Origin of the sequence: uncultured Sphingobacterium sp., assembly GCF_964277905.1 — a bacterium.
Taxonomy (GTDB): domain Bacteria; phylum Bacteroidota; class Bacteroidia; order Sphingobacteriales; family Sphingobacteriaceae; genus Sphingobacterium; species Sphingobacterium siyangense.
Genome location: NZ_CAXYKD010000025.1, coordinates 56,798 through 81,892 on the forward strand (window position 1 = coordinate 56,798; position 25,095 = coordinate 81,892).

General features: G+C 40.2%; 18 protein-coding genes. 5 read left to right on the forward strand and 13 right to left on the reverse strand.

Annotation, left to right across the window (positions count from 1 at the left end):
- Entirely contained in the window at window positions 1–339 is a 339-nt protein-coding gene (gene ytxJ / locus ACHWSC_RS11915) for a bacillithiol system redox-active protein YtxJ (protein WP_201670052.1), read from the forward strand.
- 121 nt (window positions 340–460) lie between these two features.
- On the opposite strand, the gene ACHWSC_RS11920 is transcribed toward ytxJ, so the two are convergent.
- Window positions 461–1,546 carry an isoaspartyl peptidase/L-asparaginase family protein gene (locus ACHWSC_RS11920; protein ID WP_394676896.1) on the reverse strand — a complete coding sequence of 362 codons (1,086 nt, stop codon included), beginning with the start codon at window positions 1,544–1,546 and terminating at the stop codon, window positions 461–463.
- A complete protein-coding gene (locus ACHWSC_RS11925) occupies window positions 1,503–1,913 on the reverse strand; it encodes an RNA-binding S4 domain-containing protein (RefSeq protein ID WP_088159990.1) in 411 nt (136 codons plus the stop codon). The genes ACHWSC_RS11920 and ACHWSC_RS11925 overlap by 44 nt, the downstream gene beginning before the upstream one ends.
- A gap of 399 nt (window positions 1,914–2,312) precedes the next feature.
- Between ACHWSC_RS11925 and ACHWSC_RS11930 the strand changes: the two genes are divergently transcribed.
- Genes ACHWSC_RS11930 through folP form a run of 4 tightly spaced genes read left to right on the forward strand, consistent with a single transcriptional unit; the run spans window position 2,313 to window position 5,090 of the window.
- Window positions 2,313–3,131, forward strand: coding sequence for a 2,3,4,5-tetrahydropyridine-2,6-dicarboxylate N-succinyltransferase (locus ACHWSC_RS11930; protein WP_317668667.1), 819 nt, complete (start codon window positions 2,313–2,315; stop codon window positions 3,129–3,131).
- Window positions 3,132–3,155: 24 nt separating this feature from the next.
- Window positions 3,156–3,734, forward strand: a complete 579-nt coding sequence (locus tag ACHWSC_RS11935; protein WP_088159989.1) for an L-threonylcarbamoyladenylate synthase — start codon at window positions 3,156–3,158, stop codon at window positions 3,732–3,734.
- 1 nt (window position 3,735) lies between these two features.
- Window positions 3,736–4,215 carry a DUF4920 domain-containing protein gene (locus ACHWSC_RS11940; protein WP_394676897.1) on the forward strand — a complete coding sequence of 160 codons (480 nt, stop codon included), beginning with the start codon at window positions 3,736–3,738 and terminating at the stop codon, window positions 4,213–4,215.
- Between the two features lie 32 nt (window positions 4,216–4,247).
- On the forward strand, window positions 4,248–5,090 hold the full coding sequence (folP, locus tag ACHWSC_RS11945; protein WP_394676898.1) for a dihydropteroate synthase: 843 nt from the start codon (window positions 4,248–4,250) through the stop codon (window positions 5,088–5,090).
- Window positions 5,091–5,097: 7 nt separating this feature from the next.
- Here the strand turns inward: folP and ACHWSC_RS11950 are convergent, their stop codons facing one another.
- From ACHWSC_RS11950 to ACHWSC_RS12000, 11 genes are all read right to left on the reverse strand, one after another.
- Window positions 5,098–6,120, reverse strand: coding sequence for a cytochrome-c peroxidase (locus ACHWSC_RS11950; protein ID WP_394676899.1), 1,023 nt, complete (start codon window positions 6,118–6,120; stop codon window positions 5,098–5,100).
- A 148-nt stretch (window positions 6,121–6,268) separates the two neighbouring features.
- Window positions 6,269–7,117: an MbnP family protein gene (locus tag ACHWSC_RS11955; RefSeq protein WP_394676900.1), complete on the reverse strand. Its 849-nt coding sequence runs from the start codon at window positions 7,115–7,117 to the stop codon at window positions 6,269–6,271.
- A gap of 22 nt (window positions 7,118–7,139) precedes the next feature.
- A complete protein-coding gene (locus ACHWSC_RS11960; protein WP_394676901.1) occupies window positions 7,140–9,128 on the reverse strand; it encodes a TonB-dependent receptor plug domain-containing protein in 1,989 nt (662 codons plus the stop codon).
- A 5-nt stretch (window positions 9,129–9,133) separates the two neighbouring features.
- Complete coding sequence (locus tag ACHWSC_RS11965) at window positions 9,134–10,039, reverse strand: hypothetical protein (RefSeq protein ID WP_394676902.1); 906 nt, start codon at window positions 10,037–10,039, stop codon at window positions 9,134–9,136.
- 414 nt (window positions 10,040–10,453) lie between these two features.
- A complete protein-coding gene (locus ACHWSC_RS11970; RefSeq protein ID WP_075990767.1) occupies window positions 10,454–10,831 on the reverse strand; it encodes a hypothetical protein in 378 nt (125 codons plus the stop codon).
- Window positions 10,832–11,028: 197 nt separating this feature from the next.
- Window positions 11,029–12,366, reverse strand: coding sequence for a DUF5125 domain-containing protein (locus ACHWSC_RS11975; RefSeq protein ID WP_394676903.1), 1,338 nt, complete (start codon window positions 12,364–12,366; stop codon window positions 11,029–11,031).
- A gap of 57 nt (window positions 12,367–12,423) precedes the next feature.
- The gene (locus ACHWSC_RS11980) at window positions 12,424–13,896 is read right to left on the reverse strand and encodes a glycoside hydrolase family 30 beta sandwich domain-containing protein (RefSeq protein ID WP_394676904.1); all 1,473 of its coding nucleotides are present in this window, start codon (window positions 13,894–13,896) and stop codon (window positions 12,424–12,426) included.
- 79 nt (window positions 13,897–13,975) lie between these two features.
- Window positions 13,976–15,493 carry a RagB/SusD family nutrient uptake outer membrane protein gene (locus ACHWSC_RS11985; protein WP_394676905.1) on the reverse strand — a complete coding sequence of 506 codons (1,518 nt, stop codon included), beginning with the start codon at window positions 15,491–15,493 and terminating at the stop codon, window positions 13,976–13,978.
- Between the two features lie 11 nt (window positions 15,494–15,504).
- The gene (locus tag ACHWSC_RS11990) at window positions 15,505–18,483 is read right to left on the reverse strand and encodes a SusC/RagA family TonB-linked outer membrane protein (RefSeq protein WP_394676906.1); all 2,979 of its coding nucleotides are present in this window, start codon (window positions 18,481–18,483) and stop codon (window positions 15,505–15,507) included.
- A 256-nt stretch (window positions 18,484–18,739) separates the two neighbouring features.
- Entirely contained in the window at window positions 18,740–20,368 is a 1,629-nt protein-coding gene (locus tag ACHWSC_RS11995) for a DUF6377 domain-containing protein (protein WP_394676907.1), read from the reverse strand.
- Window positions 20,369–20,532: 164 nt separating this feature from the next.
- Window positions 20,533–25,083, reverse strand: a complete 4,551-nt coding sequence (locus tag ACHWSC_RS12000; protein WP_394676908.1) for an efflux RND transporter permease subunit — start codon at window positions 25,081–25,083, stop codon at window positions 20,533–20,535.
- Window positions 25,084–25,095 lie beyond the last annotated feature (12 nt).

Below are 25,095 nucleotides of genomic sequence, written 5' to 3' on the forward strand. Positions count from 1 at the left end.
ATGATTAATTGGATAGAATTAAATACAGAAGAACAGCTACAGGAGCTTTATCAATCCGATAAAGTTGTAGCCATCTTTAAACATAGCACGACTTGTGGTATTAGCAATATGGCTAAGCGTAGTCTTGAGCGTATGTCTGCTACTTCAGACCATGATTATGCGATTTATCTTTTAGACCTTTTGCGTTACCGCCCACTATCGAATGAGATTGCCCAACGTTGGAATGTAGAACATCAATCACCTCAAATACTGATTGTTGAAGGAAAAGACAGTTTATATGACGCTTCACATGGTGATATCCAATTTGATGAGATAGAACAATACCTAACGGCAATTTGACATAACAGGCCATAACTGCTGTTCAATAAAAATAGTTAGCATAAAATATCCCAAGCGATCTTCAACATGTATTGTATTGATCACTTGGGATATTTTATGAAGCTGAAAACAGCTGAATTGGCTATTTATAAATTTCCACTGTTATTTTACCGTCTTTAGTCACCGTACCCCGATACATGCCGGCAGTATTAAAAGGCATAGCAACATGTCCATTTTTATCCAATGCGATCATGCCGCCATTACCGCCCATTTCACCAATCCGATCGATTACTTGCCTGCTCGCTTGATCAACACGTTCACCTTTATATTCCATTAAAGCGGACACCGAATATGCGGCCACGGTGCGAATATAATATTCACCCCATCCAGTACAGGAAACAGCACAGGTATTATTGTTCGCATACGTTCCAGCTCCGATAATTGGCGAATCTCCGACCCGCCCAAACTTCTTGTTTGTCATCCCTCCCGTGGACGTACCCGCTGCCAAGTTACCTGCTTTATCCAAAGCAACACATCCTACTGTACCAAATTTAGCATCTTTATTGATGACGCCTAAACGTGAGCTTTGTTTTTGATCGTGATCTAGTTGTGTTCGTGTACTGTCATCCTTGCTCACTTTCTGCAAAGCTTCCCAACGTGCTTCCGTCCAAAAATAAGAAGGGTCTACGATGGTCAATCCCACTTGCTTCGCAAACTCTTCGGCACCTTTACCCACCATCATAACATGCTCAGATTTTTCCATCACCGCCTTGGCTGCCGAGATTGGATTTTTGATCGTCGTCACTCCTGCAACCGCGCCTGCGGCTAAGGATTTACCATCCATGATGCAAGCATCCAGTTCGTTGCGTCCGTCATGTGTAAAAACCGCCCCTTTCCCTGCATTAAACAAGGGTGAGTCTTCCATAACATGGATAGCAGATTCGACGGCTTCCAAACTGGATTTACCTTCTTGCAACTTTTGATAGCCCATACGAAGGGCTTGCTCCAAGTCGATCCTATAAGCTTGCTCCATCGAATCCGTCATATTCTTTTTCAAGATCGTCCCCGCTCCACCATGGATCGCCAAAACAAATTTTCCCTCCGTCATGGCCACAGGTTTTTTATACGATTTACAGGAAATTGCCAACAGGCTTCCCGCAATTATCATGGCGCATATCTTGAGGTTATTCATCTTCCTTCTCCCACCATTCTGAAGATTGTAAATCATCTATCTCACGACGGTCTTTTTTAGTAGGGCGCCCTGTACCGCGGTCGCGTTTTAGGACAGGAGCATGAAATACGGATTTAAACCCTACAGTTTCTTCAACAGGTGTTTGATCCTCGTAGAATTGAACAGCAGTCTTGGCGTCAACACGACGTTCCAAAAGACCTGTCACCATCACCACTTTTTTCTCAATTCCCTTTTGGACATGGTATACATCTCCGATCTTAACTTCATAAGAGGGTTTTATATTTTGGCCTTTTAGTTTCACCCGACCTGCCTTACAGGCCTCTGTTGCCAAAGTTCTTGTCTTAAATAAGCGAATTGACCACAAATATTTATCAATTCTCAATTTTTCTGATGTTCCAGCCATAACACAAAAATAATTATATTTTTAGAACCATTATAACCAAAAGCAATTATGGAAAATTCCTATTAAACTGAGTTCACTTATTAAAACGTCTTTCATCCGTTCGCCGGAAGAGTTTAATAGCTAATTGCGGACAAGTTGTCATCAAATACATACCAACTCCTGACTGCAAGCGGACTGTTAAAACAATGTCTGTAGTGTGAATGCACCTTAAAAAGGTGGACTCAACGTGGACTCACTGTGCACACACTGTGGTTAGAGTCAGAAGTTGATCATAATCTAGTAGGGTGTTGTTATCAGGAAAGTCTATTGCAAGGAACAATGGATAAAGTTGTTTTTAAGTCCAACTTTATCTAAGTTTGTACATCAAAATAAACTAATTCAAATAAGAAAATAAATAATATGGTAGAGCCACTTAAAAAACTGATTGAGGAAGCTTGGGAAGATAGGCAATTATTAGAATATAAAGAATATACAGAAGCCATCCGCACTGTTATCATGAAATTAGATAGCGGTGAAATCCGCGTCGCTGAAATGATCGGTACAAGATGGCACGTCAATGACTGGATTAAGAAAGCTGTTATTTTATATTTTCCAATCAATGATATGCGCGAAATGACTGCAGGTCCTTTTGTGTTTCATGATAAAATGAAATTAAAGACAGACTACAAGCACACTGGAGTACGTGTTGTACCAGGGGCTTCTGCTCGTTTAGGTGCATATTTGGCTAAAGGAGTGATTATGATGCCTTCTTACGTTAACATCGGTGCTTATGTAGACGAAGGTACCATGGTGGATACCTGGGCAACTGTTGGCTCTTGTGCACAAATTGGTAAACATGTACATTTAAGTGGCGGCGTCGGAATTGGTGGCGTATTAGAGCCCGTACAAGCAGCTCCAGTTATTATTGAGGACAATGTTTTCATAGGTTCAAGAGCGATTGTAGTTGAAGGTATTCGTGTAGAAAAAGAGGCTGTATTGGGTGCTAATGTCGTATTGACAGCGTCAACAAAAATTATCGACGTTACGGGACCTCAACCAGTAGAATATAAAGGTTATGTACCTGCCCGCTCTGTTGTTATCCCGGGTTCTTACACCAAAAAATTTGCGGCAGGGGAATATCAAGTTCCTTGCGCTTTGATCATTGGTCAACGTAAAGAGTCTACAGACAAAAAGACTTCATTGAATGATGCACTACGTGATCATAATGTAGCTGTATAAAGTTAAAACTAGTATAAAGATAAGATGAGTGCATTCGTAGATCGTGAGGATTTAAATAAGGCCTTGGAGACCTTAAAAAACGGCGGATTAATTCTATACCCCACCGACACCATTTGGGGGATCGGTTGTGATGCCACCAATCCTGATGCCGTGGAGAAAGTTTTCCAGCTGAAAGGAAGAGATAAATCCAAAAGTCTGATCGTCCTTTTACACAACGACAATCAATTGGCAAGTTATGTAAATGAAATCCCGGATGTGGCTTATCAACTTATTGAATACACCGAAAAACCCTTGACAATTGTCTATTCGAATGCCAAAAATCTTGCGCCCAATGCGATTGCTGAGGACGGTTCAATTGGCATTCGAATTGTCAAGCACCCTTTTTGTGAACAACTTTTACAACGGTTTCGCAAACCAATAATTTCAACTTCAGCAAATATCAGTGGTGAACCAACGGCGAAAGATTTTGATGAAATATCTGATGCCATCAAAGATGGGGTAGATTATATTGTCGCCTATGACAGAGACGTAACAACAGATGGGAAATCATCTACTGTCATGAAGCTGGACCCAAGTGGTAAATTTGAATTTATTAGAAAATAGCATGAAAAAGATCGTTTTATTTTTTGCATTAGCATTTGCTGTTACCAATTTATCTTTTGCGCAGCAAAAGGATATTCCCGCCGCCAAGCCTGGTGTAAAATATGGAAAAGAAATCTCTGCGACCAATGCGATTTCAGTGGCAAAGCTTGAAAAAGAACTCACGCAAAAGAACGCATTCAACGGAAAGGTGACAGGTAAGGTCGTTGAGGTCTGCAAGAAAAAAGGCTGTTTCATGACCCTGCAACGGGAAGGCGAAGAGCCGATTACCGTCCGTTTTAAAGACTACGGATTCTTCATGCCAGCAGACATTGTCGGCAAAACGGTGGTTGTCGAGGGTATCGCAAAGAAAAAGGAAGTTTCTGTAGCATCATTACAACATGCGGCAAAGGATCTTGGTAAATCACAGTCTGAAATAGACCAGATTACACAAGCTAAAAAAGATATCAGCATTATTGCTGACGGTGTTTTGGTTGTCAAATAAGGCGTTCTCACACCAAACCTAGCATTGTTCTGATGAAAAGATTCCACACTTCACCCTGTCACTCCATACTGGTCGATGGTACCTTAATGACCTTCGAAAAGCCCATTATTATGGGGATACTCAATGTGACTCCAGATTCTTTTTATGACGGAGGTGACAATACAACCGTCGAACTCGCGGTAGAGAAAGCAAAGAAGCTATTGCTTGAAGGTGCTCAAATTCTTGATATTGGCGCATATTCCTCACGTCCGGGCGCTCCATTAATTTCATCACAGGAGGAAATGGATCGAGCTCTTCCCGCTATTCGAGCAATTAAAACTGCATTTCCTGACGCTATTTTATCAATAGATACCTTTAGGGCAGACGTTGCGGCTGCTGCAATCGATGCGGGAGTGCACATCATAAATGATGTGTCGGGAGGTACACTCGATGATAACATGTTCGCCACGGTGGCAAAATATCAAGTTCCTTATATTCTCATGCATATGCGCGGTATTCCCGAAAATATGCAGGAAAAAACAGATTATACAGATATTGTAACTGACGTAGCCACCTTTTTAGGTGACCGCATTGCGACGCTAAGAAGTATGGGGGTGAAAGATATTATTCTCGATCCGGGATTTGGTTTTGCAAAGACAGTCGAACAGAACTATGAGTTGCTCTATCGTGTCAATGAACTTCACTACTTCGAATTACCAATTTTGGGCGGAATATCCCGTAAATCCATGATTTATAAAAAAATCGGGATCACCGCCCAAGAAGCTTTAAATGGCACCACCGCTTTAAATACCTTACTTCTCGAAAGAGGCATACAAATTCTCCGCGTACATGATGTAAAAGAAGCGAAACAATTGGTTGATCTCTTCTATTCATAAATCAGCATTATTTGCCTACAAATTTGGGATCACTTAATGTTTTAATAAAAGCTATAATAGCTTCCTTTTCTTCTTCTGTCATAGGAATTCTTTTGCCATTTTCTTTAAGAATCGGATCTAGGTTAGCTGCATCCAAAACACCTTTGTCAAAATAATCCAGGACAGATTTCAACGTTGGGAACTGCCCAAAACTTCCATAAGGCGCTGTATATTCCGCATTTCTTAAAGAAGGTACCCGAAAAGCCATATAGTCCGTTTCAATACCTGTGATACGTGCTCGCCCGGCCTCGTCTGGATGTTTATTTAAAGGAAACCCTACATTTCTAAAACTCTGATCGGTAAATAATTCTGTTGCATGGCAGCTTTCACATTTCAACTTAAACAGCTGATAACCACGTTCTTCCTCGATCGTGAATTGCTCCCCTTCACCTCTTTTTACCTGATCATATTTACTGTCGGCCGAAACTAAGGTATACTCATACTGTGCAATGCTTTTATAAATTCGTTCAGGTGTAATATTCTCGTCTCCAAAAGCCTTCTTGAACAATACTTTGTAGTCAAAATCCCCATTAATTTTACCGATAACCTCCAGAATAGAAGAGTTCATCTCCTCATGCGTGATAATTGGCACTAAAGGCTGCTTTTCCAGTTCAAGTATATTGCCATCCCAATTATAAAATTTCATAAAAGCCAAATTCTGTAAAGGTGGAGTGTTCCGAAATCCGACACGATTATCTATACCCACTGCCTGCATCTTTCCATCGGAAAAAGCCAATGAGGGATTATGGCAACTGGCACATGATATCGTATTATTTCCACTGAATCTTTTTTCATGAAATAGCTTTTCACCCAATTCAACACCATACTTTGTTGGCTTATTGCTATTAAATGCATTATTCAGACTCGGAAAATCCGCAGGAATATTGAACGTGACTGTTGGGTTGTCTTCCTGCGTAGATTCAACGATATCATCCCTACTACAGGATAAAGCAATCACTATAACTGTCAGGATTAAGATGACTTTTTTCATCCTTTTATTTTTATCAATGGTTGATGAATATTCAAAATGCACACTTGAAAGTCATGGTGCAATCAGACGGCGTTCTTTTTTTTATGCATAACGTATTTTCAGCAAATGGCTACAACCTCATTCAAGATCATAGCCATTTACGTAAAATTTAGTTAGAAACACTCTCAACAGTGAACATTCCAGCTGTATCGCTGCTACCGTTACCGCCAAGATTATCAACAAATTTGACCATTTCGACTGCCGAATGAATACTAGGCACAGCATTGTTGGCACCCAGTGTGATGGTATTCGTTTTTCCGCTTAAGAGCTTATCGAAATCCGCCCTGATATTAATCTGTGGTACACTTTTTCCAACAGTAACTAAGGAAGGTAAATTCAACGTAATATCCCGATAAGCATCTACCCCCTGTTTATAAGTGGATTCATCACCATTTGTTCCGTTGATCGTACTTCCAGTGTGAATAGACAACTCTTTATGATCTGCATCATAAAAGCCTTCCAATTTCGTAAATCGGTAACCTGTCCCCCATTCCCAGTGCATTTTGGTGTCATTAGCCCCTGCTGTTGCATAGAAAACTGGGAATCTCAGTTGATCCAATGTATTTATTTCCTGTTTTACCCCTAAACCGAATTTGATCTGTTTATACTCGCCAACAGGTATATTACTCAGTACATAATTTAAAGTTGCCGCTTTCGCCTGATCAATTACTGCAGCCCCTTTATCCAGGTCATTTACATTATAAGGGATTTCAGATCCATCGGCTTTAATAAGTCTGATATTGCTAATTACATACTTCAGCTCAGAAAACTGATGCAGTTGTCCACTGGCTGATGTATTTTTTGAGGCAGCTGGTGAATCTGCACTACCCAGCACAATTGTTGTATTTTTAAATGTATTGTTGAAATGTAAGTTAACACTGTTGGCGACATCTTCACTTTTGCTACAAGAAACCATAACCAAAGAAATCATCAGGAGCTTAATTGCATTGTTTATCATTTTATTCTAAGTTTTAAGGTATTTAAAAATTGATTTTTAAGGATGTAAAAATATTCCTACCCATGCGTGGTATATTTCCCCAATCTGCATAGGTACTATAGTATTCATTGAAGAGGTTCTCCGCACCGACCTGAAACATTGCATTCAATTTTCCAATAGTGAAGGTATAGTCTGCCGAAACATTCCATATCTTATAGGATGCAGTTTGGTCCTCTCCGTATTCAGGGCTAAAATTGACCTGGCTAAAGTCCCCGTTCATTGAAGTTTGCACACCGATCGTTTTGTATCGGTAATGCAGTGATGTTTGATAACTTAAGGGACGTATAAAAGGCAGGTTTCCGCCCATATTGTCTTGCCCTCTGGCATAGGTAAGTACGACTTTCCAATCTAGACCTGGCAAAACTTGATATTGCGCATTGAGTGCAAGATTAAACAGAGTCGCATGATCTAAAGAGGTATAGCCTTTCACGCCTACCGATTGATAGTTCATAGGGCTACCCAAACTCAAAATCCGGCCAATAATGTAGTCTTGGATAAAGAAATAATTGGCCTTGGCCCCAATGCTTAACTTTCCGGTCTTAAATCCGGCACTGGCATTGGCTTCATAAGAGACTTCATTTTTTAAATCCGGATTTCCGATATAGTCATAACGATCGAAACTGTTGTAAATGTAATAACCATACGCTTCCGAAACAGAAGGAGCACGATGCCCAAACCCTGTTCCTAGGGAAAAGTCAAACTGACCAATATTTAACTGATAGCTAGCATGTAGGCTCGGCAGAATTCTATTTTTCTTCTGAGGAGAACCAGGATGGAAGATCCAATTGAATTCAACGTATTTCGAATAGTTATAGTTCAAACCCAATGAACCTCCAAAGACAAGTCTACTGATATCAGAAAGATCTAACGAGTTATTAATGGCTACACTCGCGAAACGGGTGGTTACCCATGGCCAGCTATAGGCAAACATGGTCTGTTTGGATCGATCCTGCGGATACATGCGCATCTCAGCTATCGAGAGATTATCGTAAGCATTTACCTGTATTTCCGAAGAATAGCGGTCTTTCTGCAGATTAATTTTAGATAAAAGACCATAGGTCGTACTCCAGCCTGGCATATCCATATGAACCAAATTTTCCGGACGGGTCGTATCATCCATATAGTGCTCAACTGCATTAAAATAAACTTTGGTGTCCCATACTTTTACCAAGCCCTCTTCAAACAACTGTTTGTATGCAGCGGAAGTGATAATCGCTCTGGATAAGGATAAGTCCATTGGCAAAGCAGGAAATCCCACATCTTTTGCACGATCAAAAATAGCATCTACCCGAACAGCAGAAAGCGGACTTGTTTTATAGGCCAAGCCCAACGACGCATTGAATTTATTATATTGCGAATGCCGTACTTCATCGTCATTTCCATCATAATAATTTCCAGCCTTCCGAAAGGCAATACTTCCATCTGCCACAAATTTGTCACTTGAGTAATATAAATTCCCAAGATTGAAAGTCTGCTTATTATTGAATTCAAAACCTGTCTGATAAGCTCCGCCAATTTTTTTCTGCAGACCAAACGCGGTATTCCTTCTTTTTAGATCTATACTGCCAGCGACCGTAGCACCATGCAGATTACCTTCCTGCCCCGATTTAATATCTATCGCAGCAAGGTTATTACTTTCTACATACGAGGTTATCGGGTCCATTTTATCCGTACATGCTCCAAAGACATGCATCCCATCGATCGTAATTGTCGAACGCTCACTACTCATATTATTGAGCAGAGGTTCCCAAGCATAGGCTCCACGTTTTATGAAGCTGATATTACTTGCAGAAGCCAAATATTCATCCACGGAGACTGTCATCTTCAGATCGTTTTCAATCCTCTTTTTGGCAGCTGCATTGACTGTAACCTCCTCCAGACGTCTCGTTGTATCGCGGGTAACAGGACTGTTTTGTCCGTGTACGTTCCATCCCAAAGACAACATAAAGAGAATAATACTTATCTTCCTCATAGCCGCTAGAATAGAATATCAATGTATAACTCACTTTTACGACCTTCTACTCCAGGTGTAAAGTCCTTGGGTACCTCAGTACCTGCTATTACCCTTCCATTTTGGTTGACCAAAATAAAATTCAATGTCCAGTTACCTGTCATTGTGTAATTCACAACACCATGGTACAACCCGTCGGCCTGTTGTACTAAGTCCTTATTATTGGGCGACGAATGGTTGCCCATCGAAGGTTCTGGCATACGCGGATCCAATTGTAAGGTATATCCATTCACTGTCGTATAAGACAATTGTGCAGCGTCTAACTTATAAATCCCGGCGACCAGTTTATTTTCAGAAACAGTTGGTTTCCAAGGAGCAATCAAGGCGATTAAATACTGTTCGCCATCTTTCCCAGTGAAAGTGGTTATGTTACGATTTTTATTTACCTGCGGCTTCACAGTTACATGCTGTGTAGCGGTGAAGGTCTGACCACCAATTGTAAAATCGATTTCCAAACTCCAGTTTGCTGCTGCAGAGCTTTCATCTGTAAACACACTGTAACCCGAAAAGTAGCGACCATCCAACGTGTAGGCCATTTCGGACTGGTGCGGACAAACAATTTTCATTCCTTGCACATTGGTTTGGACTGGCAGCAATTTGACTGAGGAAACGGCTACAGGTTCATTATTTTGCTGCTTATTGATTATCACGCGGATATCATTATAACCGCGATACAATACCCCGCCTAGAGCCTCAACACGAATACTATACCCTGACGAAACAAGGCTTGTAACCTCTTTAAACTCTGTATTCTCTGCCACAGTATTTCCCCGCTCTGCCTCATAGTCTGTTTTCTCCTTTGTACAAGCGATTAGGAGAAAGGATATAATCGCGATATAAAAACCCACTTTTTTTATAAATAAATCTCTCATCTATAATTTTTCATTTGTTAGGAAGCTATCCGATTTATTGCGTGAGCTCCGGAACCCACGCAATAAATCAAAATGATATCCTATTGTGACGAACGGATGTATTTCATCGTAATAGATGCGCTCCATTCAACTTCTAGCGAAATGAAACCATCATACTGATATTAAACAGATTATTAGCTATTATCAATATTCAAATGATTCGGATCCACACCGCGATGTAGCCCAAATAATTAGGAAAGTTTCATTGAAATAAATAGTTATTGAATAAATAGCTTAACCGAAAGATCGATTTTATGGACAAAGCATCACTAAAAGCAGTTTCACAGCGAAATTATAACGCGAAGGAAATCTTAGCATACCTTGTAATCCATCGTCAGTGATCGACTACTTAATCAAATAAATTATTAACTGGATTTAAACCAAAGGGGGGTGAAATATTGTAAAAATGGGATTATAGGAATAATCTTCTTTATATACTGGAAGCAGGCGCTCCACAGTGTCTTCATAAAGAGCCGTATTTTTAAAAGTAAAATCTTGCGTATTATTTATAAAAACGACATCAATAATACGTAATTCAAGATTTTTTTGTTCCTTTTCCTCATGCTCGCGCATTTTTTTCATCAAAATACACTGGCCTCGACAGGCAAGCGCATTATCGTTAAAACGATTGATACATTCGTAACGTGCGATATAATCTCGATTCAACTCGAAGACTGTCCATAGCCATACCGTTGAGAAGCTCTGCAGGAGCATCAAGGGTAATAGAATCCATATAAACAGTCTAATTTTCATTCGAATATTTTATTCTCAATAGCAGCTTACATCGTTAAGATTGTTTCTTTAACTTGTAAACTTACCAAATCGAGCTCATGATGATTCATCTTGAGTTTGGGCAAATATAACAAATGAATTTTGGAATAAACAAATGCTATTTAAAAGAAAAAGTCCTAGGCAGACTACTACCTAGGACTTATAAAACTCAATTTCAATTATTTTGACGCAATCGTCAAAACCGCTTTCTTATTGCCGGCAGTTAAATCCAATGTAAAAACATAGGTTTTACCTGCCTCTAAAACTTTACCCGTTTTGATACCCAAATTGCCTGAATCACGACCATTCTTGCCATCTCCCACAAAGACGATATCATTTGAGGTTGTCACATCTGTACCTCCAAATTCACCTCCCCATCCTTTTTGATGGAAAAATTTGAAGTTGATGTTATCAGAATTTATAGACTCTCCTGCCTTAACAGTTATCTGGTATTTCTTGTTACCTAGTGGAACCAGACAAAGTGCTTTATCCGTGTTCCAGCCCACTTGGTTACTGGATACTTTAGGCTTTCCAATTCCTTCACCAATAATCCACACAGCCCCAGATCCATCATCTTGTAGTTTTGCCAAATCATTGCCTGTCATCGCCTCAACTACAAAGTATTTTAAGTTAAAATCTGCGGTAACACGGTATTTTCCAGTTGATCCTTTAAACGATAGGCTTCCATCGGCCGCTTTGGTAAAGAAATCTGGATCGATCCACCAATCTTGCAGATCCGCAATCCCTTCAAAAGTCGTCGTTTTCCCTTGAGCCAGCTCGAGTTCAACTTTAGCATGTTTATCATCCAGTCGACTGAACTGCGATCCATTTAGCAGTACAACAATAAATGGAGATGCCTGAAATGTCAATGTATTAAATTGAATTGGATATACACCAGAGGTTGAATTTGAAAAAGGAATTTCAGCGGTAGACCCCAAGTTAATAACATTATTGACCCAACCAAAGTTCATCGCATTGCCTTGTGTACCTACTTTTGGCGCTTGAATATAGCCTTTTACCTCAGCTGCAAAATTTTCTTTTGCCGCATATTGATTACGCCCGACCTTTTCCATGCGATAGGATTTGGATTCTGTGACTAAAGTTAAATATGGAAAGTCGGGTCTGCTCAGATTAATATCAAAAGATTGTTCTGTTATTTTTTGGCTAATATTCTGTAAGACAAACTTAAGAGTTGCTTTTCCATCGGGAATATCTTTCAAGAACGGAACATAAATTTTTCCAGCATAGTCTCCATTTTGTTTGGTACGGATGACGGTTTCTGTTACCTTGTCGTCTGTAAAATACAATTGTGCTTTAACAGTAGACAGCGCAACTTCACTATCCGACACATGCACCTGAAACTCGAGACTATCCCCAAAATTTGCGGCCGAGATAGGCGATTTCAATTCGATTTTAGGATCCCCTATTTGATAGGTATATTTTTCATCCTTTTTACAGGAACTAACTGCAGTAATAGCAGCAGTTCCCAATAGTATATTGATGAGATATCTTTTCATTTGTTCATAATTTATGCGCTATCAATGTGATAGCGCTTAGGGTTTATCATCCTCCAGTTAATAGGTCCAACGGTAAGAAACAACCGATTTAGCTGGCACATCATAGCTAAAATGATGTTTACCGTCTGCGACGGTAATTTTACGGCTATCTCCCGACTCGTTTAACAGAACAATAGCGTAGGTCCCATCTGTATTTTGAAAGGCTGTATAAACTAACCCTTCTGCTGTATACCCAGAAGTACCAATCCGCGAGGCTCCTGATTTGACAACCGAAGAAAGATGACCAACAATATAATAATGCGAATTGCGCGTTATATTCTTATAATTTGCCTTACTAATATCCACGGCGCCATAACATGTCTGACAGCCACCTTCGCGATTTGGCCCTTTGTCAGTATCAAGCATCAGGTTCCATACTATGACACCTTTACTCCAATTGTTGACGGTGCCCAATGCAACTTCACGCATATCCTCCATCAAACGTTTTTCAAGATTGCGTCCATCATTCCATTCCCCAATGGATGTTTCTGTAAATACCAGTTCCTTGTCTGGGCGTTGATTATGAATATCGATAAGTTCAGCTTTATCCCCACCATAATTATGGTACGCCGCTCCGGCGAAGAATGAAGCTGCTCCGGCATCGTTATAAATCTTTACTGGGTAATCAGACTGATCGGCAATATTATCATAGTTATAATTATGATCAAATGCATAGATCTTTGTTGATAAGTTAGCCGCTTTTAATTGCGGGCCCAAAGCTTGTTTGACAAAAGCCTGTTGTTCCTGCCATGACATATAAAGCGAAGCGGAATTTTTTCTATTCAATGGTTCATTTTGAACAGTAATCGAATAAATATTAATGCCTTCTTTCTTCAGTGCCTGGATCCATTGAACGAAATACCAACCATAATCCTGGTAATATTTTGGATTTAACTGACCACTGGTCCATGAATCAAAGGGCTTTAAATCAGTCAGGTTGTTAACTTTCATCCATTTCGGTGGAGTCCATGGGGAGCCCATGATTTTTATGGATGGATTGATAGCAAGTATTTCTTTAAGCACCGGAATGATATATTGGGTCTCTTCAGACTGCAATCCAAAATTTTCCTTTCCTTCTTTGTCCCAACAGGTATATTCACTCAAAGAGAAGTCGGAACATCCAATAGCAATACGGATATAGTTCATTCCCATTCCATCTTTATCTGAAAACGTCTCTGTAAGGAATTTTGTCCGATCTTCCTTACTCATTTTCATTAAATTATAACATGTTGAGCCTGTGATGGCTGCACCGAAGCCGTCCATCGTCTGGAATTTCTTAGTAGGATCTAGCGTAATTGTATTGGGCGACATATTAAATTTGGAGCTGAAATCAACAAAGCGTTTTCCAAAATCCAAAGACCGACTGCCTGTCGTCGTATAAATGGTAACATCACCACTTTTTTTAATTTCATCACCTTGCGAAGGTGTATAACTGTCACGTTTACAAGATGTTGCCGTCACTAGACAGGACAACAAGAATGTATATATCATAGTTTTTTTATTAGTACGTTTCATCTGTTAATATATTTGTCTCCATCCATCAGATGGGGGATTCCACTTGTTAAATCAATTAATACCCCGGATTCTGAACTAGATTAGGATTCTGATCAATTTTTGGTTGCGGAATCGGTAAACGGTAAGAGTTCTTCGTGAAGGGATACACCTGTGCCTTTCTTCCAGCGTCTTTTGCATAGACCGCATTCATGACAGATTCCACCTTGTCCAAGCGCACAAGATCGAACCAGCGTTGTCCTTCGAAGGCTAATTCCAGACGGCGTTCTTTCAAATAAGCATCTAATAAAGCATCCTTATTTGAACGTATCGCAGTTGGCAATTTTGGTAATTTAACACGTGTGCGAATTTTGTCAATAATGTCTGCTGCGCCGGATAAATCAGATCCCTGTTGAATTAAAGCTTCTGCCTTAAGCAATAAAAGATCTGCGTAACGAAGCTTGACAATACTATTAAATGCAGACCGCAGTTTAAACATGAATGGATAATGATTGGAAGGATAATAGTTGCTCCAAGTAGTGGAATAATAGACAATAGATTGCCCCAAACGAATCTGATCCCCTTCATTCGTATATGCTTGTATCAAATCCCGTGATGGGGTTATCCATTTTGCCCATGTGAAGTTATTATCATAATTGGACAAATCCCGTCCAAACATCCAAGTCGCCCAGTTACCTCCACCTGAAGTAAACTGTGCTTCCAAAATCGATTCTTTCGTATTCCGTTGCGCAAGATCGGTGTTGCTTGCATTCATTGCATATAAATCCGAGTAATTGGTATTCAGATCAAAACCATCCGCAGTCAATGCGTCAACAAATTGAATAACCTTAGCATAATCTCGAATTGGTTTTTCGGCATAGATCTTTGCCAGCATAGCTCGTGCTACGGATTTGGTAAATAAAGTTTTATTCCCATTATTGTTGGCTGGTGCATCAGCCAATCCATCCATCAAATCTTTTTCGATCTGCTTATAGGCTTCTTCTTCGGTAGCTTGTTTTGGAAAATATTGCGGATAAACTTCATTGACATTATCACCGGTAATATCGGGTGCAATTGTGGTGATGACAGGGATAGATCCGAATATACGGACCATATCAAACATCGCCAATGCTCTGAATAGCTTAGCTTGTGCTTTATAAGTCCTAATTTCTGTATCGCTCACCGATTTATCAGCGACACTATCCACATAAATGATCAATCGATTTGCACGTCCAACATCTTCCAGATATCTTCCCCAATCCCGGTCAACCACAGAATTAGACCCTTCAATAGAATTATTTTCAAAAGGTACAACTTCCGCTCCGGTTGTTCCCGCATAGGAATTATCGGCGTGTGAATCGCCAATCAAGAGCAGGTCGAGGTACCAATGTTCCTGCCTATCTTTCATCTGTTGGTAGATCCCCGCCAAGTAAGTTTCAACTTCGGTTTTGTTCTTGAAAACGATCTGCGTTCCTGTCTCTGTCTTTCCTTGACTAACATCCGAATAATCTGAAAGTGGATCACGGTTCAAAGAGCAAGAAAATAAAAACAAAGAGCCGGTTAGCAAAGAAAGAGCGTTACTTATATATTTTTTCATGATACAGACAATTAAAACTCAATATTAAGACCTAAAACAAATGAACGATTCTGTGGATAGGTTCCCCAATCAATACCCTGGATTCTGGAATCAGATCCACCGGAATACTGGTTTACTTCGGGATCCATACCTGAATATTTAGTCAAGGTAAATAGATTACTTACAGATAGATAAGGCTGAATTTTATGGATACCAATACGTTTCAGTCTCTCCGGAGAAATGGAATAGCCCAAGGAAACATTTTTCATCCGCAAATAACTACCATCTTCAACAAAATAGGTTGAATTTTTCATGTCAAACCCAGCTTTCGGAACGTTGGTAATCTGTCCCGGTACCCGCCAACGATCCAATACAACAGTAGTTTGATTTCGACCATCATACATCCCCTCTGTTTCCATGCGGCTCGCATTGAAGATATCGTTTCCGTAAGTTCCCTGAATAAATATACTAAGGTCGAAATTTTTCCAGGAGAAGTTGTTTGTCATACCATAGACAAACTTTGGAAGAGGATTACCGATATATGTACGGTCGCTCGATGAAATCTTTCCATCGCCATTCAAGTCGCGGTACATCAGTTCGCCGGTTTCAGGGTTTACACCATCAGAGATATAACCGAAGAACCCTGCAAGTGATCTTCCTGGCTCATTCTTCACTACAAAATCATTGACATAATCGTTTGTCTTTACATCGTAGTACACTTGTTGTAGATCCAGCTGTTTCAGTTTATTTCTGTTAAAAGAAATATTAAAATCGGTATTCCAAGTCAAGTTGCCGGTCAGATTTTTTGAATTTACTGCAAATTCAAAACCATGGTTTTTCAGCCGGCCGCCATTTCTTTGGATTGTGGTTGCTTGCTGTCCTGCGGGCAAACTTGCATTCATTAAAAGATCCTTAGTATCCTTGTTGTAATAATCTGCACTGATGCTGAGTCGATTATTCAACATCGTGATATCAAAACCAATACTGGTTGTGCTTGTCGTCTCCCAAGTCAAGTCTTTCGCTCTTAAGATTGTTGGTTTATTGATATTTGGCAATGAATTGTCTTTTCCCTCAACGAACCACTGTTGACGTTGGATCCCACTCAACTGTAGGTACGCATAATCACCTAATCCATATTGATTACCTGTCTGTCCCCATCCGCCTCGGATTTTAAAGTCGTTTATCCAGGTTACGTCTTTCATAAAATCTTCGGAAGAGATTCTCCATGCAGCTGAAACCGATGGGAAATACCCCCAGCGACGTTCCGGACTCAACTTTGAAGAACCATCGGCACGCATATTTGCGGTCAATAAATACTTGCCATCATAATTGTACATTGCGCGTGCGAAATAGGACATAATCCCCCAATTGGATGCTGTAGATCCTGTTCTATCCCAAGAGATCTTATTTGCCGCATTAAGTGTCTCAATGATTCCATTTGCATAGTTTGAACCATAGATATAGCTTCTGGAGTACTTGGAATCTGTCCATGACGAACCGCCCATTACTTCCATGTTATGCTTTCCAAAGTTCTTCGTGTACGTCAAGAAATTGTCCCAAGTCAACACGGTATTTGTATTACGAATATCTGAAGCCTCCCCGAATTGGTTTCTTCCCCAAGCTGTTGTCCAAGGGTCCAAAAAGGTGGTCATCACCCCGGATCTTCTATCCAATGAAAACGCAGTTTTCCAAGTTAAATTAGGCATAAAAGAAACCAGTGCACTTCCTGTGGCAACAAGTCGGTTTTCGCGGTTATTATTATTTCTTGTCCGGGCTAGGTTCTCCAAAGGGCTGGTGATGTTGTTGATCCCATAGAAATTATTATAGAATCGATCCGGATTGGTTGGATCCCATACAGGCGCATAGGTTGGTGTTGTAATCACCGATGTAACTACCCCCCCACGATTAGAACCCAATCCTGAGGTAATTCCATTATCATTGTTATCGGAATAATTGATATTCGCATTCACCTTTAGCCATTTTCGGACTTGATTATCAATATTAGCACGAAAATTATATCGCCTAAAGAAGGATCCCTGTAATGTTCCTTTTTCGTTCAAATATCCCCCACCTAAATAGTAACGAAGCTTCTCATTGCCATCCGAAACGGATATTTGATGATTTTGTTGAATACCTGTCTTATAGGTTTCTTTAAACCAATCTGTTTGATCCAACAATCCCTCTGGCAGATTTATCATGCCTATTTCATCCTGTAAATCTTTGTATTGACTGGTATTTAAAACTTTAACCGTGTTATTGACAACATTGGCTGTCCATTGTGTTCCCAGTGTAATTTTTGCTTCTCCGGCTTTTCCTGATTTTGTCGTAACCAAGATAACACCGTTCGAACCACGCGAGCCGTAAATCGCTGCCGATGACGCGTCCTTTAGAATTTGAATATCCGTGATATCATTAGGAGACAAGAACTTAATATCTTCCACAGGAACTCCATCAACAACATACAAAGGAGTGGTATTACTATTAAAAGACGTTATCCCACGAATTTGTATCTGAGGTGCTGCACCTGGCTGACCACTCGGCTGAATAACAGTGACCCCGGCAGCTTTACCTTGAATGGCTTGCCCAAAATTAGTAACGGGTCTCTTTTCTAAATCTTTGGTGGAAACTGAAGAGATTGCAGTCGTGACATCTTTTCTTTTCACGCTACCATAACCGATTACAATAACATCCTCCAGCAAATTGGTTGAGGAATTTAATTGGACAATCATGGTACTGTTGGCAGGTAGTTCTTTACTGTCGTAGCCAACAAACGTAAATTGGAGTATACTGCCCGTGCTAGCAGAAATTTGAAAACGTCCATCTCCGTTACTGGAGACTGCGTTATTACTTCCTTTTTGTGTAATGGTTACTCCAGAGAGTGGTTTCTGATCTTGGGCATCCAAGACACGTCCACTAACTTGAATTCGGTCTTGGGCAAACACCAAATTCACCAAAGTAAACAAGAAAGCTAACCCCATTGAAAAGGCAACTTTTCGTGTAAAGTAAATCATATGAAATAAAAAAATTGGTTATTGTTTAATCTTTTGGTTATTCCAAAATGGCAATGAGTTTCCCCTGCTTCATTGCTCAAAACAAAACTAAGATCAGCTTGACGGAGAAAAAAGAGCTAGTACTTAAAAAGTACCGAAGAAAAAACATAAATAACTAAAAACAAGATGACTACAAAAAATACACACCCCTAAAAAGTACCTAAAGGAGCGTACAATTGTCTTTAACATAGCTAATTTTCGGGTATTATAGCTCATTTTATGCCCGGTCGATCACCGCAATTTGACATACAGCCGCCTCGAAAGCATCACGATTTCCTGCGGCTTTATTCCGTACTTTTGTTCTATAATTATAAACCGTCCGAAGCGAGTATCGCAGGAAACTTGCAATCTTCACGGAATCATCGATCCCTAATCGAATCAATGCGAAAATCCGAAGTTCAGTATTTAACAATTCTGTCTTTTTGGGATAGATCTTCTCCTCTTCCTGAAGTAGTGCATTGAATTCATCAACAAAGGTTGGATATAGATTTAAGAAGATACGATCAAAATTAACATAAAGTTGCTGCACTTCCCTTTCCTCCATTTGCGTTGACTTTAACTGTTCCCGCAGCGCATCCCATTGCTGATTCGTCGCTTTTTTCAATAATGCCTTTCTGATATCTTCCATTTTATCGATGTAACTCGAACACATGTCAAAAAATTGGGCGATATATTCTTCTTTAATATGGTTGGATTCCGACAATTTAAGGTTAGTCTGGTTAATTTCGTTATTCAATGAACGAAGCTGTTGATTTGTAGCCGATAATTCTGATCGTATCCTTCTCAAATGTTGCACCTGTCTATAGATAATGACAAGTCCAATAATGACACCGATCAATAAAATACTAACGATAATGACCAGTCCAACCAATTGTCGATTTTGACTACTGATTTTCTGCTGATAGGCGGCATTGATTATAGGATAAGAAGAGGTGCCCTCAATAATGCGATACCGTACTTTACATAACATCGCATCGTCGATTGCTTTTTCAATAAACTGAAAAGCCCTATCAAAATCCTGTTGGTCGTAATACGTTAGCGCCAGATCATGAAAAGATGCGTTATCCCGATTTGCCATTTCAATATCTGCACTGGCCGATATTGAAAGATAGTAAATTTGACTTTTCGTATCCTTTTCATATTTATAAATGAGCCCCATAAAATAGGCGATCAGCGCGCGCTGCTCAATATCCTTTTTATTCTCATTCCAGAGCATTAACAATTGCTTTTTAGCGTCCTCCCGGTTACCGTTAAACAGCGTTTTTATCGCAATGGTGGTACGATACTCCAAGGAAGACTTCGGTAGTACCGTTAACAAAGAATCACGATACTTTTCACTTGCTTGGTAATATTCTGGTCGATTATTGCTCTGACCGTAATGACTATAGAACGAGCTGTAGGTATCGTAATACTTGGCGAGAAGATCCCTACCTAGATGAGTGGGATCGACTTGCTTCAACAATTGTGAAGCTTCTATATACCTTCCGATGGTGGAATACACCCAAGCCAAATCGAGATGAATCACTGCCTGTAGGGAGTCATTATGCGGTGGAGCGAGCTTTTGACATAGTAAAATATAAGTAAGCGCTGCGTCAGAATCAAACTTCTTATAATTTTCAAAGATTTCGTAGTTCTTCTTCAAAAATTGAACAGGATTACCTTCTAATGCTTTTGCCTCCTGTTTTAATTTCTCCAATTTGTCTTCACGGTTCTTGATGTAAATTTTCTGATTTTCCATCAGATATTCCAATCGTTGCAAAACCCGGGTGCTATCGGAAGCCACTTGTGCAGATAGGTAAAGACTAAAATGTGCGAAAAGAATAAAAAGAAAAATGCGCTGCAACATAATAAAATCGGTTCAAGATAGTGTAGACTAAACTACATAAAAATAACAACAAAAAAGAGGACGTCTCACGACGGCCTCTTCCCCTGACCCAGTTAAGGGTCCAAGAATTAACAAGTTAATTCTTTATCGCATGAAAAATAGTTTTCTTTTTAATCCATAACCACCTATTTCCAACCTCCTCCCAAGGCTTTGTAAAGTAGAATCTGATTTAAAGTATTCTCTTTCTCCAATTCTACTTTTCCTATTTGAGCTTCCAGAGACTCTTTTTGGGCCGTAACAACATCTAAAGAAGTCACCCGCCCCGCAATAAACAGTTCCTGTGCCGCTTCAATAGAGAGGTTTAACGCTTGAACATGTTCATCGACAAAGCTACGTCGTTTGACGATTGCCTCTTGCGTCATGACAACATTGGAAACTTCGTTATAAGCGTTTATAACTGCTTTTTCATAGTCTACAAACGCAATTCCATAATCTGCTTTCGCAATCTCATACTGCGTTTTAAGCTGTCTTTGATTAAATATCGGCAGTGTAATACCGCCAAATAAATTATACGCAATAGATTTATCCAAATTAAATAACTTGTTAAAGCTAAAGCTCTGTAATCCGATAAATGGACTTATTGCAACAGAAGGCAAAAAAGCCAAACGTGATGCTTCCTGATTATTCGAAGATGCAATGACTTTCAAATACGCGGCCTTAATATCCGGGCGTTGGTTCACGAGATCATCTGGTGTACCAAAACGCATTGCATGATACAAATCTGCATTTTCGGTATATGTACTTCTTACAATAGGTTGATAAAAACGCCCCAACAGGCCGTTGATATGGTGTTCCCAAAGTGCTATTTCCTGGCTCAATTGTTCTTTGGCAGCTTTCGAGTTGGCTAATAGTGCTTTAAATTGTTGCACAGAAAGTTCAGTCGCATAACCGGCATCTTTTTTTATCTCAACAACTTCCAGTGCATTTTTATGTAATTCAATATTCCGATTGTAAACTTTTATCTTTTGATCCAAAGCAATTAGTTCATAATAAGCCGTCGCAATATTGGATACCAATTCCGTTTCTAATAGACGCTTGCCTTCCTGCTCAGCTAAAAAGCTAAAATAAGCGGCCTGCTTTTGACTCTTCAACTTTCCCCAAAGATCAATCTCCCAGGACGAACGAAGTCCTATAAAATAATCTGGGATAAACGGTTCGGGCAATTTTTCATCACTTTTCAAGTTCTCCGAAAAATTTGAATCATAATTACCTATTCCTGATTCTGTATAATGCCCATATTTCCGAATTCCACCTTCTACTGCTGCCTCTACAGTGGGCCCCAATGCCGCCTTCCGTTGTTTAAAATAAGCTTGTGCAGATTCCAACCGCAAAATGGATTGACGAATATCTAAATTGTTCTGCAGCGCAGAATCAATTAGAGAAACCAACTTCGGATCTTTAAAAATTTCCTTCCAAGACCGGCTTCCTACATTTAAACTATCTGGAGAAAGATGGTTGGAAAATGAAGTAGGTACATTTAATTTCTCCGGTTGAAGCGTTTTTTTGGGAACCGAGCAACTACCAAATAAAATAAGTGCAGCTATGACTAAAGAAGCTTTTTTAATGACCTGTTTCTTGTTATCCTTTTTTGAAAATAAGATCACTAATCCTGGGATGACAATTACTCCGAGTATGGTTCCGATAAGCATTCCTCCCACCGCAGCGGTACCGATACTTCGATTACCCAATGCTCCTGCACCACTGGCCATCATCAAGGGAATTAGACCTGCAATAAATGCAAAGGAAGTCATTAATATCGGACGCAAACGGGCAACAGCTCCTTCGATTGAAGCGGTCACGATATCCATTCCCTGCTTATATTTCAAATTGGCATATTCCACAATCAGGATCGCATTCTTACCTAGCAAACCAATCAGCATGACCAATGCGACCTGCGCATAGATATTGTTTTCCAATCCAAAGACTTTCAAGAAGATGAATGCACCAAAGATCCCTGCCGGAAGACAGAGCAGAACAGGTAAAGGCAACAGAAAGCTTTCATACTGTGCACATAACAACAGATAAACAAACAGAAGACAGAGCGCAAAAATATACAAGGCTTGATTTCCGGATATTTTCTGTTCACGAGTCATCCCCGACCATTCGATACTATACCCTTGCGGCAAAGAAGAAGCAATTTTCTCGACTTCTTCGATAGCTTGCCCGGAGCTGAAACCAGCTGAAGACTGTCCAGTAATCATTGCAGAACTAAACATATTGTAACGGGTAATTTGTTCAGGACCATATATTCTTTCCATCGAAATAAAGGCATTGTATGGTACCATCTCACCCGTCTCATTCTTCACATATAAGCGTAATACATCTTCTGGTCTTTGGCGATATTCGGGACCGGCCTGTACCATGACCTTATACATCTGTCCGTAACGGATGAAATTTGTCGCGTAAAGACTTCCCATTAAGGTCTGCAGCGTATTCATAGCATTCTCCACCGATATTCCTTTTTTTGCAGCCATATCGTAGTCCACCTTCAGCATATACTGTGGAAAATTCACATCAAAACTGGAGTTGATATCCTGAAGAACATCACTTTTTTCCATATCGTCCATAAACTTCTGTAATACCTCGGCCGTCTTGTTGAGATCCTCATTCCCGCTACGGTCCAATAAACGTAATTCAAAACCCGAAGAGTTACCAAAACCGGGGACTGTTGGCGGCGGAAAGAATTCAATCTCTCCATCAGCAAAATCCTTTGTTTTATCCCGCAATTCTTTAATGACATCATTTACCGTTTGATCTCGCTCTTTCCAAGGTTTAAGATTGATCATCCCCATCCCATAAGAAGCACCAGATACTTCAGTTATGATACTATACCCCGACAATGTAGACACCGTTTCAACAATATCGAGTTTCCGTGATACGGAGTCAATTTTATCCAAAACACGTTCTGTACGGTCTACGGTTGCTCCCGGTGGGGTTGTTACAGCGACATAGATCATTCCTTGATCCTCGGTTGGAATAAAACCTGAGGGTAAGATGGCACTACTTCCCCAGGTCGCTAGAAAGAATCCTCCAAGTAGAAGGAGAGTCAGTCCACGTCGCGCACTGGTTTTTACCAAAATTCCCTTATAGCCGAAGGCAGTCTTGTCATAAATGGCATTGAATTTTTTAAAGAAACGGTCCAACCAGTTATTCGAAGGTTTACGGTCATGGGGCGATTTTAGGAAAAGCGCACATAAAGCAGGCGTCAATGTCAACGCGTTGATACCTGAAATAACAATGGCAGCCGCGAGCGTCAATGAAAATTGACGATAAAATATCCCCACCGGTCCTGAAAGAAAGGCAACAGGAACAAACACGGCAGACATCACCAACGTAATGGCCACAACAGCGCCACCGACTTCTTTCATTGCCTCCAATGTCGCTTCCATAGGTTGAAGATGTTCTTCTTCCATCTTTGCATATACAGCCTCGACGACGACAATTCCATTGTCTACCACAATACCTATGGCCAATACCAAGGCAAACAAGGTCAGCAGGTTGATAGAGAAACCTAACATCTGCATAAAAAATAATGCCCCAATCAAACATACTGGTACAGCCAAAATTGGTATAATAGTCGCCCTAAAATCCTGTAAAAAGATAAATACAACGATAAAAACCAAAAGAAACGCCTCCAATAAGGTTTTGATGACAGAAGAAATTGAGGCATCCAAAAACCGCGACACATCATAACCCATGGTATAGGTCATGCCAGTCGGGAATTGCGTCTCTTTCAATTCCGCCATGCGGTCTTTAACACGCTGAATAACCTCTTGTGCATTTGATCCCGGCAATTGCTTTAGCATGATGGATGCGGATGGACGGCCATCAGTTTTGGATACCATTTCATAATCCAATGAACCAAATTCAACATCTGCTACGTCTTTTATACGGATAATAGAACCATTTGAAGTAGCTCGAATAGGTATATTGGCATATTCCTCAATTTCAGTGAATTTACCTGGATAACGCAATACATATTGTTGCATGTTACGCATTTTATCGGAACTGATACCGGTTTGTCCTGGCGCAGCCTCGATATTCTGTTTTCGTAATGCGGCCACCACATCCTCCGTAGAGATATTATAAGCTGCCATACGGTCAGGTTTAATCCATACACGCATCGCATAATCACGCATTCCCATAATCTGAGCTAGACCGACACCTTCAATCCGTTTCAGTTCCTTTAAAATGTTGATATCTGCGAAATTGTAAATGAATCTTTCGTCCGCGGTTTCATCATCGGTAAAAACATTCAGATACATCAGCATGGAGTTGACCTCTTTTTCGGTGGTTACCCCTGCTTTGATGACCTCTTCAGGGAGTTCATCCAATACAGTAGTTACCCTATTCTGTACGTTTACAGCTGCAATATCTGGATCTGTACCAACTTCAAAAAAGATTTGAATAACCGTGCTGCCGTTATTGGTAGACACTGAATTCATGTAAGTCATCCCAGCTACACCGTTGATTGCTTTTTCCAAAGGAATAGCGACGGCATTTGTGCTCACCTCAGCATTGGCACCTGTATAATTGGCATTGACGACTACCGAAGGTGGTACAATATCCGGAAATTGTGTAATGGGCAATGTAAATAAGGCCAACAACCCTAAAAGTGTAATAAACACCGAAATAACCAACGACAATATGGGCCGTTTTATAAATGTTTCAAACATAATCTATCCTCC

Excerpts from the sequence above, each read along its gene's own strand:
- ACHWSC_RS11995 (WP_394676907.1), bottom strand. The coding sequence starts at position 20,368 with ATGTTGCAGCGCATTTTTCTTTTTATTCTTTTCGCACATTTTAGTCTT.
- ACHWSC_RS11935 (WP_088159989.1), top strand. The coding sequence starts at position 3,156 with ATGAGTGCATTCGTAGATCGTGAGGATTTAAATAAGGCCTTGGAGACC.
- ACHWSC_RS11960 (WP_394676901.1), bottom strand. The coding sequence starts at position 9,128 with ATGAGGAAGATAAGTATTATTCTCTTTATGTTGTCTTTGGGATGGAAC.
- ACHWSC_RS11950 (WP_394676899.1), bottom strand. The coding sequence starts at position 6,120 with ATGAAAAAAGTCATCTTAATCCTGACAGTTATAGTGATTGCTTTATCC.
- ACHWSC_RS11990 (WP_394676906.1), bottom strand. The coding sequence starts at position 18,483 with ATGATTTACTTTACACGAAAAGTTGCCTTTTCAATGGGGTTAGCTTTC.
- ACHWSC_RS11955 (WP_394676900.1), bottom strand. The coding sequence starts at position 7,117 with ATGATAAACAATGCAATTAAGCTCCTGATGATTTCTTTGGTTATGGTT.
- ACHWSC_RS11920 (WP_394676896.1), bottom strand. The coding sequence starts at position 1,546 with ATGATTTACAATCTTCAGAATGGTGGGAGAAGGAAGATGAATAACCTC.
- ytxJ (WP_201670052.1), top strand. The coding sequence starts at position 1 with ATGATTAATTGGATAGAATTAAATACAGAAGAACAGCTACAGGAGCTT.
- ACHWSC_RS11925 (WP_088159990.1), bottom strand. The coding sequence starts at position 1,913 with ATGGCTGGAACATCAGAAAAATTGAGAATTGATAAATATTTGTGGTCA.
- ACHWSC_RS11975 (WP_394676903.1), bottom strand. The coding sequence starts at position 12,366 with ATGAAAAGATATCTCATCAATATACTATTGGGAACTGCTGCTATTACT.
- folP (WP_394676898.1), top strand. The coding sequence starts at position 4,248 with ATGAAAAGATTCCACACTTCACCCTGTCACTCCATACTGGTCGATGGT.
- ACHWSC_RS11985 (WP_394676905.1), bottom strand. The coding sequence starts at position 15,493 with ATGAAAAAATATATAAGTAACGCTCTTTCTTTGCTAACCGGCTCTTTG.
- ACHWSC_RS11970 (WP_075990767.1), bottom strand. The coding sequence starts at position 10,831 with ATGAAAATTAGACTGTTTATATGGATTCTATTACCCTTGATGCTCCTG.
- ACHWSC_RS12000 (WP_394676908.1), bottom strand. The coding sequence starts at position 25,083 with ATGTTTGAAACATTTATAAAACGGCCCATATTGTCGTTGGTTATTTCG.
- ACHWSC_RS11940 (WP_394676897.1), top strand. The coding sequence starts at position 3,736 with ATGAAAAAGATCGTTTTATTTTTTGCATTAGCATTTGCTGTTACCAAT.
- ACHWSC_RS11980 (WP_394676904.1), bottom strand. The coding sequence starts at position 13,896 with ATGATATATACATTCTTGTTGTCCTGTCTAGTGACGGCAACATCTTGT.
- ACHWSC_RS11965 (WP_394676902.1), bottom strand. The coding sequence starts at position 10,039 with ATGAGAGATTTATTTATAAAAAAAGTGGGTTTTTATATCGCGATTATA.
- ACHWSC_RS11930 (WP_317668667.1), top strand. The coding sequence starts at position 2,313 with ATGGTAGAGCCACTTAAAAAACTGATTGAGGAAGCTTGGGAAGATAGG.